Raw genomic sequence first — 9902 nt, forward strand, 5'->3', positions numbered from 1 at the left:
GATTTAAGGATACAACAGTTTGTGAAAATCTTCACTAACTACGATTTGCCGCCTGAATCAACGGTTTGGAACGCGCCGGTATCGGGTTCCTCGCGCGCTGCTCCGGGGTTACGGGCAGCCCTCCGCAGCTGGAGGACGGCTGCCCCGATGATCACCACAAAGAGGATCACTGAACCGATCACGACGGCGGCGCCCACGGCACTGTCCCGCTGTGAGGGCGCCTTCGCCGCGGGCACAGTGGGTTCGGGCAGCGTGGGAACGGCACTTGCCACTTCGTCGGTGGGCACCGGCGCCGGCGCACCCAGGTTGCCGCGGCGGTGCACGCGGATCCAGTCCGCGATGGAGCCGAGCGGGTTGGCGGCGGCTTCCGGGACGGAGTCCTTCAGGGCAGCCTCGGCGTTCAGCACGCCAAAGCCGTACAGCGGGTCTTTTCCGGCAGGACCGGCGTCCTTGGCCGTGCTGACGATCCGGTTGATGACCTGCTTGGCGCTCATCTCCGGCCACTTGGAACGGATGAGCGCGGCCACACCGGCAACGATCGGGGCAGCTCCGGACGTTCCCGCCCATTCTGCGTAGCCGCCGCCCGGCAGCCCGCCCAGCAGGTTTTCAGCCGGGGCCGCCACACCGATGCTGATCCCCTGGGAGGACGAGTCGACGCTCGCTGTGCCCTTGCGGTCCAGGCCGGCGACGGTGAGGACGCCGGGGATAGTGGCGGGCGCGCCGACCTGGAGGTTGCCGCCGATCCGGTTTCCGGCGGCGGCAACGATCACCACATCCTTCTGCTCGGCATAGAGGAAGGCAGCGTCCCAGCTCTGGGGCCACTGCGGCGTTGCGCTGCCCAGCGAAATGTTAATGACTTTGGCCCCGTTGTCCACGGCCCAACGGACCGCTTCCGGGATCTGGTCCTGATCACTCTTGCCCGCGGGGTTGGCCGATCCCAGCCACGTTGACACGGACAGGATCTCAGCCTCAGGAGCCACGCCAATCATGCCGTCCGGACCGGCAGCCAGGCCTGGTTTGGGCGAGGCGGTGGCGCCGGCCGGCTGGTGTCCGCGGCCGGCCAGGATAGTGGCCACCAGGGTCCCGTGTTCCGGCTTGACCCCCAGGCTTTTCTGCCCGTTGGGAGTGCCGGCCCCGGACACGTCGAAGCCTCCGGTGACGGCGCCCTTCAGGTCAGGGTGCTGGGCATCCACGCCGCTGTCGATCACCGCGATCTTGACACCCGCGCCCTTGGAAACCTCCCAGGCCTTCGTAATTCCGGATTCGCCAAGCCAGTACTGCTTGTCCCGTTCGGCGTCGGCCATGGCCGCGGGCGCCAGGGTCAGTCCGGCGGCCAGGCTGACGCCGGCAAGGGTCATCGCCAGGAGAGCTGACGCGGCCCGGCGGAACCGTGCTGTTGCTCTGGTCATGTGGGTTCCCATGCTTGGTTGGCTGAAGGCCTGGTTAGTGGATGCTCAGGGCAATTCCGTCAAGAATATCGTGTTCACTGGCCGTGGCCGTGACGATCCGGCCCGCAGTGAGTTCATTCAGCCGCTCCAGGATGCGCCGCCACACCAGCCCGCCGGCACCCATGACGTCGACGCGGCCGGGGTGCATGTACGCCAGTTCGGCACGTTCCCGCCTGGTCAGGTGGAGGAGGTCAGTAGCGGCTTCGGTGATGGTGCCGATGGACAATTCCGTCCCGTGGATCGCCGCCGGCGAATACTCCGGAAGCCGCAGGGCATGGGCGGTGATGGTGGTGATCGAGCCGGCCACCCCGACGACGGCTGTGGCGCGTTCCAGCGGAACGTCCAGCCCCGCCCGGGCGATGGCGGCATCGATGTCGGCTTCCGCGGCGGCGATCTGCTCCGCCGTGGGCGGATCGTCCTGCAGGTGCCGTTCGGTCAGGCGGACGCAGCCGACATCCACGGACTTGGCGGCCGTAACACCGCTGGCGGTACCTAGGACGAACTCCGTGCTGCCGCCGCCGAGGTCCACCACCAGCACCTGCTCGCCGTCAAGGATGGGCAGCACGCTGCTGGCCCCGGCGAACGACAGGGCAGCTTCTTCATCGCCCGAGATAACTTCCGGCTCAACGCCCAGCAGTTCCCGGATCCCGTCCACAAAAACCTGGCGGTTGCGCGCGTCCCGGCTGGCCGAGGTTGCCACAAAACGGATGGAGTCGGCGCCATGCTCACGGATCATGGCTGCGTATTCCCGTGTGGCCGCGAAGGTGCGCTCCAGTGCCTCAGGGGCAAGTTCGCCGGTGGCGTCCACGCCCTGGCCCAGCCGGACAACCCGCATCTCGCGGACAACGTCGGTGAGCTTCGCTGTCCCGTTGCTGCGGTCGATGTCGGCGATGAGCAGGCGGAGCGAGTTCGTGCCGCAGTCGATGGCGGCGACGCGGGTCATGCCCCTGCCCCGTCAGCGCTTGCTGTCTTGCGGACCGGAGCGGGCCGGCCCACGATCTCCGGCAGGCCCTGGGGTCCGTGGCGGCTGAGATCCTTTGACGGGGCCTCCCCTGCGGTGTCCCAGGCGCCGTCGCAATAGCAGCGGTCCGTTGTCCACCATTCACTGATGCCGGCAATGGCCTCATCCCCCAGCGGGTTCACGCCGGGACCTGCCGCGAGGGAGTGGCCCACCAGGACGTGGAGGCATTTGACCCGGGTGGGCATGCCGCCGGCGGAGATGCCGTCAATTTCCGGGACGGCGCCGATGCCGGAACGCTCGCCGATGGCCGCGCGGGCTCCGAGATAGTCCTCGTGCGCCGCACGGTAGGCGGCCGCGAGGGGCTCATCGGCGCTCAGGCGTTCATTCATGTCGTTCATCAGCCCGGCAGCTTCCAGCCGGGAAACCGCCGACGTGATGACGGGGTGGGTCAGATAAAATGTGGTGGGAAACGGCGTCCCGTTGCTCAGCCGCGGTGCGGTGGCGGCGACGAGGGGGTTGCCACAGACGCAGCGCGCCGGGATTTCCACCACATCGCGCACCGGCCGTCCCAACTGCCTGCTGAGTACTTCAAGATCGTGTGCTGATGGCTGGCGGGACTTCTCCGGCGCAGTCGCCGTGTTTTCTTCCACTGGCGCGGGCCATCCTTCCTCTAGCTGTTCAGTCTGTGGCCGCACGCCTGATGGACTCCCACAGGGAATCCACCCACGGCAGATCGGCGGGGTCTTGTGCTGCTGTGGCGGTCAGGCTACTGCTTGTTCCGGCCGGCAGATCGCTGCCGAAGACCCAGTAGCCGGATTCACCCGGCATAACCATGTTAATGCGGTCGCGGGCCTGCTGTTTCACGTAGTTCGGATCCTGCCACCGTGAGATCTGCTGCCGCAGGGCGTCCTGCTCGGCCTGGCGGGCGGCGATATCGGCGCTGAGGGCGGCGAGTTCGGCGCGTTTGTCGAAGAAGATCTTCACGGTGGGGGCCAGCATGATGGTGATGGCAATCATGACCACCGCGAGTGCCAGCATGCGGCCGGAGAACGCCTTGGCGGGCACCGGCTGGCTGTCATCCTGCGTGGTGTCAGGCTTCCGTGTCTTGCCCGCGGCGTTACCGCTGCGGCCGCCCCCCTGCCCTTTGCTTGCCGGGAGCCTGGTGTCCGATGCGGATGTTCCGGCGCTGGACGCCGGGCCGGTTTTGCCCGTGTTCCCGCCCTTTGCGCTGCTGGGTGTACCGCCAAAATCGGCGCGGATGACGCCGGCGTCTTCCGTGGCTGGGTCCGTGGTGGCCTGATGCCTCGAAGCGGCTTTGGGAACTTTGGGACGGCGGGTGGCCATGACACTCCTGAAACGTGCGGCCTGCCTCTGGCCGCAACTCTGCGCTTGATGCCGGCTCAATCAATGCCGGCTAAACAAAAACCGGTGGCTATGGTCGTTCAACCATAGCCACCGGTCAGAGGTTTACGCGGCTACTAGCCCTTGAAACGCGGGAAAGCGCTGCGGCCGGCGTAGCGTGCGGCGTCGTCGAGTTCTTCTTCGATGCGCAGGAGCTGGTTGTACTTGGCAACGCGCTCCGAGCGTGCCGGGGCACCGGTCTTGATCTGGCCGGCATTGGTGGCCACCGAGATGTCGGCGATGGTGGTGTCCTCGGTCTCGCCGGAGCGGTGCGAGGTGATGGTGGTGTAACCGGCGCGCTGGGCCAGGCTGACGGCGTCCAGCGTTTCGGTCAGTGAACCGATCTGGTTGACCTTGACCAGCAGGGAGTTGGCGGTCTTGGTGTCGATGCCGCGCTGCAGGATGGCCGGGTTGGTGACGAAGAGGTCATCGCCGACGAGCTGGACCTTGTCACCGATGCTGTCGGTGAGGGTCTTCCAGCCGTCCCAGTCGTTCTCATCCAGGGGATCCTCGATGGAAACCAGCGGGTAGTCGGCCACGAGCTCGGCGTAGTAGGCGCTCATCTCGGTGGCGGACAGTGCCTTGCCCTCGAACTGGTAGGCGCCGTCCTTGAAGAACTCGGAGGAGGCGACGTCCAGTGCCAGGGCGATGTCCTTGCCCGGGGTGTAGCCGGCGTTCGTGATGGCTTCCTGGATCAGGTCCAGCGCAGCACGGTTGGACGGCAGGTTAGGCGCGAAGCCACCTTCGTCACCCAGGCCGGTGGACAGGCCCTTGGCCTGCAGGACGGACTTGAGGTTGTGGTAGACCTCGACGCCCCAGCGGAGGCCCTCGGAGAACGTCTCGGCGCCGATCGGCACGATCATGAATTCCTGGATGTCCACGTCGGAGTCGGCGTGCGAGCCACCGTTGAGGATGTTCATCAGCGGAACCGGCAGGACGTGCGCGTTGGGGCCGCCCAGGTACTTGTACAGCGGCAGGTCTGCGGAGGCGGCAGCGGCGTTGGCAACGGCCAGCGAAACGCCCAGGATGGCGTTGGCGCCGAGCTTGGCCTTGTTGGGGGTGCCGTCCAGGTCGATCATGGCCTGGTCGATGCTGCGCTGGTCGGTGGCGTCGAAGCCGGTCAGTGCCGGAGCGATCTGGTCGATGACAGCGTCAACGGCCTTCTGGACACCCTTGCCGAGGTAACGTCCCTTGTCTCCGTCACGGAGCTCAACAGCCTCGTGCTCACCGGTGGAGGCACCGGACGGTACTGCCGCGCGGCCGATCTGGCCGTCGGAGAGCAGTACTTCAACTTCTACGGTCGGGTTTCCGCGGGAATCGAGGATTTCGCGGGCGTGGATGGCATCGATAAGCGCCATGGATGTGCTCCTTATGGGCGATTTTGGGGGGAACGAACAGCTGGAAAAAGCGTTAAATCTGGGACGTCCTCGTCAGGGACCAAGCCTAGTCGAGAGTGGTGCAGGTTACGGAACCCTATCCATCACCCGGACGTCATGATGGCGACGCGAACTGCCGCCGAATGGCGCCCCGGAGGGCCCGTTCGGCGTCGAATCCCTTGGCACGGGCAGAGCCGACGACGGCGAGCAGCAGGTCGCCGAGCTCCTCCTCCGTCGTTGCGGTTTCGACTTCCGGGGTTTCCGCAAGCTCAACCACAGTTCCGGCCCGCTCGGCCCGGTCAAGGAACTTCTGCGCCTTCGCCAGGGCCGGCAGCGCGTCCGGGATCCCTTCAAAGGGCCCCGTTCGCTCCGGACGTTCCGCAGTCTTCACGGCGTCCCACTTCCGGACAATCTCGGCCACCGAGGCAGGGAAAGTGTCCTGCAGCGTGCCGTCAGGCCGGAAGACATGGGGATTGCGGCGGACCATTTTGGCACTCAGCCCGCGTGCGACGTCGTCGAACATGAACGTGCCGCGCTCCTCGGCGAGCCGGGCGTGCAGCACCACTTGAAGCAGCACATCGCCCAGTTCGCCGCGAAGCTCCACGTCATCCGCGCCGGTCTCGATGGTCTCGGCAACCTCGAAGGCCTCCTCCAGGAGGTACTCCACCAGCGAGGCATGGGTGAGGGCGCCCATCCACGGGCAGTGCTCCCGCAGCTGGGCCACGATCCCCAACAGCTCCCCCAGCTCGCAAGCTCGCCCGGGGACCCCGGCTGCCGTGGGCCCAGCGACCAGCCGATCGATGGGAGCGTGCTCAGCCAAGGTTGTCGTAGGCGTCGTTGATGTACTCCACTAACGCTTCCTTCTCTTCAAGCGGCAGGAAGGAGGCCTCGGCAGCGTTCAGCGTGAGCTCCAGCAGATCGTCGAGGTCGTAGTCGAAGGTTTCCACGAGGAGCTCGAACTCGTCCGTCAGGGTGACGCCGCTCATCAGCCGGTTGTCGGTGTTGATGGTGACGTTGAAGCCCAGCTGGTACAGCATGTCCAGCGGGTGGCTCTCAATGCCCTCGCCGAATCCGGCGATCGCTCCGGTCTGGAGATTCGATGACGGGCAGATCTCCAGGGCGATGCCCCGGTCACGGACCCAGCTGGACAGATCGCCCAGCGTGACCAGGCCGATGCTGTCGTCGTCGCCCGCGGCCTCGTCGTCTTCGTCGTCGAACTCCACCATGATGTCCTCGGCGATCCGGACGCCGTGGCCCAGGCGCAGTGCCCGGCCGTCAACGAGGGCGGACTGGATGCTTTCGAGTCCGGCGGCCTCGCCGGCGTGCACCGTCGCGGGGAAGTTGTGCTGGGCGAGGTACGTGAAGGCGTCCTTGAACCGGGACGGGAGGAAGCCGTCTTCTGCTCCGGCGATGTCAAAGCCCACAGCGCCCTTGTTGCGGTGGCGGACAGCCAGTTCGGCGATTTCCTGGCCACGGTCCGCGTGCCGCATGGCGGTGATCAGCTGGCCCACCTGGATTTCGCGACCGCTTTCGCTCACGGCGTCGACGCCGGCTTCGAGGCCTTCCTGGACTGCTTCAACAGCCTCGTCCAGGGACAGGCCCTTCTGGAGGTGCTGCTCCGGCGCCCAGCGCACTTCGCCGTACACCACGCCGTCGTCCGCGAGGTCTTCCACGAATTCCTTGGCGACGCGGATGAGGCCTTCCTTGGTCTGCATCACGGCGACCGTGTGGTCGAACGTTTCCAGGTAGCGGACCAGCGAGCCGGAGTCGGCGGACTCGCGGAACCACTCGCCCAGGGCCACCGGGTCCGTGGAGGGCAGCGTGTGGCCAACGGCCTCGGCCAGTTCGATGATGGTGGCTGGACGGAGACCACCGTCCAGGTGGTCGTGGAGCGAAACCTTAGGCAGGCTCTTCAGGTCGAAATCGATGGCAGGGGCAGCGTCAACAATAGGCTCAGTCACCATCCAACCTTAGGGTCGGCAGGCGGCTTATGCCAGCCGCTACTTTCCCAGCTGCTCCGCCTCGGCCGGGGCAGACGCCAGCAGCGGAGAAGCCGCGGTGTGCGCCGGCAGGGAACCTTCCGGGCCGCCGTCGAGCCATTCATCCACGGTTTCGGCGTCATTGCGGGCCAAGTGCTTGTGCCACCAGCGCAGCAGGTGGTCGATCAGGATGCCCAGCACAATCGCGAACACCACGGCAATGCCTGCGCTGAGCAGCGGGTTGTGGTGGAGCCAGGGGAACGAACTGGCCAGGATCCCGATGCCGATTGAGTACCCCACCCAGGTGATGCAGGCGAAGGCGTCCAGCAGGAAGAACCGGCGGTGCGCGAAGCCGGTGCTGCCGGCCACATAGTTGACCGCCACCCGGCCCCAGGGAATGTAGCGCGCGGTGAAAATCAGGACGGCGCCGCGTTTTTCGAGTTCATACCGTGCCCAGCCGAAGGCCTTCTGCACTTTAGGGCGCCGCATCCACTTCCAGCGGTCAAGGCCGATCCTGCGGCCGAGCATAAAGGCCATGTTGTCACCGGCGATGGCACCAACCAGGGCAGTCGCGCCCAGGATCCAGAGATTCGGTTCACCGCTGTGCCGGGAAAACGCGGCCAACGCCACAATCAGCGTCTCGCTGGGGACCACCATGGCAAAGCCGTCGATGAAGAAGAACACCAGAAGGACCGGGTAGATCCACCATTGGCCCGCTGCATGGAGCACGGCCTCATTAATAAACTCCACGCGGGTCTTGCTCCTAGACGAAATGATGCAGCCGGAAGTGACGTAAGTCGCTCTTCAGTGTCCCATGCCCTGGACCCCGCCCGCTACGCGCGGGAGCCACAAACCCTAGGCTTCCGGATCCTTCAGCCGCTCCACCACAGGAGCCTTTCCCCGGATGCGGTTAATGATCAGATCCACCACGATTCCAAGGCCCACGGCGCAGACGATGGCGATGGCCGCGCCGAGGAGATGGTTGTTTTCGAACCACTGGCCGAAGAACAGCCCGATACCCACCGAGTAGGAGGCCCAGAGCGTGGCGGACAGGACCGTCAGGCCGACGAAGCGCACGTGCGAATAGTGGGTCACGCCCGCGGTGAGGTTGACGGCGACTCTTCCGATCGGGATGAACCGCGCCACCAGGATGAGCGACGCCGGACGCTTCCTCAGCTCGTCTCCTGCCCAGCGGAAGGCACTTTGCATCCGCGGTCCGCGCATCCAGTGCCAACGCCGGGTACCCACCCGGCGTCCAATGAGGTAGGCGATGTTGTCGCCTGAGAAAGCGCCCAGGCCCGCGACGGCCATCAGAAGCCAGGGATTGGGGACGTCCGCGGTCGCGGCAACGGCGGACAGGCCCACCACCACGGATTCGCTGGGGATTGGCGGGAAAAAACCGTCGATCAGGCAGCAGGCCAGCACAAGGAGGAGCACCCACGGCTGCCCGGCGGCGGCAAGGATGAATTCATTGATGGCCTGCATTGTCCCTATGCTATTCGGTCGATGATGAGCTGCTGGGCCGGGCGCGACCCTTCCGGGGCAACCGTGACGGCGTGTTCAAGGGATTCCTTGGCGCGCGCGAACTTTTCCGGCGTGTCCGTGAGCAGCGTCATCAGCGGCTCGCCGGCACGGACCGTGGCACCGGGCTTTGCATGCATGCGGATCCCTGCACCGGCCTGGACGGCGTCTTCCTTGCGGGCACGTCCCGCGCCGAGGCGCCACGCCGCAACGCCCACTGCCAAGGCATCGAGCCCCACCAGGACGCCGTCGGCCGGGGCGTAGATGACCTCGGATTCCTTGGCGACCGGCAGCTTGGCGCGCGGATCTCCGCCCTGCGCTTCGATCATCCGGTTCCAGAGGTCCATGGCCCGGCCGTCCTTCAACGCGGCGCGCGGATCGGCGTCGTGTACGCCAGCGCAGGCCAGCATCTCTTCGGCCAGCCGGACGGTGAGTTCGACGACGTCTTCCGGGCCGCCGCCTGCAAGGACCTCCACGGATTCCTCCACTTCGATCGCATTGCCTGCCGTGAGGCCGAGCGGGGTGCTCATGTTAGTCAGCAGGGCCACGGTGTTCACTCCCGCGTCCTTGCCGAGGGCCACCATGGTTTCGGCCAGTTCGCGTGCCCGGGCCTCGTCCTTCATAAAGGCTCCGCTGCCCACCTTCACGTCCAGGACCAGGGACCCCGTGCCCTCGGCGATCTTCTTGCTCATGATCGAGGAGGCGATCAGCGGGATCGCCTCGACCGTGCCGGTGACGTCCCGCAGTGCATAGAGCTTCTTGTCCGCCGGCGCCAGCCCCGCCCCTGCAGCGCAGATCACGGCGCCCACGTCCTGAAGCTGCGCCATGATTTCGTCGTTGCTTAGGGCCGCCCGCCAGCCGGGGATCGATTCCAGCTTGTCCAGTGTGCCGCCGGTGTGGCCCAGCCCGCGCCCGGACAGCTGCGGCACGGCCACGCCGAACACTGCCACCAGCGGTGCCAGCGGCAGCGTGATCTTGTCCCCCACTCCCCCGGTGGAATGCTTGTCGCTGGTAGCCTTCACACCGCCGTCGGGCCGCCGGAGGCCGCCGAAGTCCATCCGTTCGCCCGAGGCGATCATCGCCGCCGTCCAGCGCGAAATTTCGGCGCGGTCCATGCCGTTGAGCAGGATGGCCATGTTCAACGCGGCCATCTGTTCGTCGGCGATGACCCCGCGGGTGTACGCGTCAATGGTCCAGTCGATCTGCTCCGGGCTCA

At 66.3% G+C, this 9902-nt stretch carries 10 protein-coding genes; all 10 read right to left on the reverse strand.

Translation table 11 applies throughout. The features are described from left to right. Window positions 1-38: 38 nt before the first annotated feature. Entirely contained in the window at window positions 39-1409 is a 1371-nt protein-coding gene (locus V6M49_RS10425) for a S8 family serine peptidase (protein ID WP_332761060.1), read from the reverse strand. A 34-nt stretch (window positions 1410-1443) separates the two neighbouring features. Next, window positions 1444-2391: a Ppx/GppA phosphatase family protein gene (locus tag V6M49_RS10430; RefSeq protein ID WP_332761061.1), complete on the reverse strand. Its 948-nt coding sequence runs from the start codon at window positions 2389-2391 to the stop codon at window positions 1444-1446. Beyond that, window positions 2388-3059, reverse strand: a complete 672-nt coding sequence (locus tag V6M49_RS10435) for a DUF501 domain-containing protein (RefSeq protein WP_104060972.1) — start codon at window positions 3057-3059, stop codon at window positions 2388-2390. The genes V6M49_RS10430 and V6M49_RS10435 overlap by 4 nt, the downstream gene beginning before the upstream one ends. A gap of 28 nt (window positions 3060-3087) precedes the next feature. Next, entirely contained in the window at window positions 3088-3753 is a 666-nt protein-coding gene (locus tag V6M49_RS10440; RefSeq protein WP_332761062.1) for an FtsB family cell division protein, read from the reverse strand. 134 nt (window positions 3754-3887) lie between these two features. After that, window positions 3888-5168, reverse strand: a complete 1281-nt coding sequence (eno, locus tag V6M49_RS10445) for a phosphopyruvate hydratase (protein ID WP_056343550.1) — start codon at window positions 5166-5168, stop codon at window positions 3888-3890. Window positions 5169-5301: 133 nt separating this feature from the next. Beyond that, entirely contained in the window at window positions 5302-5880 is a 579-nt protein-coding gene (locus V6M49_RS10450; protein WP_141141996.1) for a MazG nucleotide pyrophosphohydrolase domain-containing protein, read from the reverse strand. A gap of 118 nt (window positions 5881-5998) precedes the next feature. Further along, complete coding sequence (locus V6M49_RS10455; protein ID WP_141139842.1) at window positions 5999-7147, reverse strand: adenosine deaminase; 1149 nt, start codon at window positions 7145-7147, stop codon at window positions 5999-6001. Between the two features lie 39 nt (window positions 7148-7186). Further along, complete coding sequence (locus V6M49_RS10460; protein WP_141139841.1) at window positions 7187-7915, reverse strand: DedA family protein; 729 nt, start codon at window positions 7913-7915, stop codon at window positions 7187-7189. Between the two features lie 105 nt (window positions 7916-8020). Continuing rightward, a complete protein-coding gene (locus V6M49_RS10465; RefSeq protein WP_141139840.1) occupies window positions 8021-8650 on the reverse strand; it encodes a DedA family protein in 630 nt (209 codons plus the stop codon). A gap of 5 nt (window positions 8651-8655) precedes the next feature. Continuing rightward, the coding region (locus tag V6M49_RS10470; RefSeq protein ID WP_332761063.1) for a thymidine phosphorylase at window positions 8656-9902 on the reverse strand (1247 nt) is incomplete at its 5' end.

It is taken from the genome of Pseudarthrobacter sp. (genome assembly GCF_036675385.1).
Classification (GTDB): Bacteria; Actinomycetota; Actinomycetes; order Actinomycetales; family Micrococcaceae; genus Arthrobacter.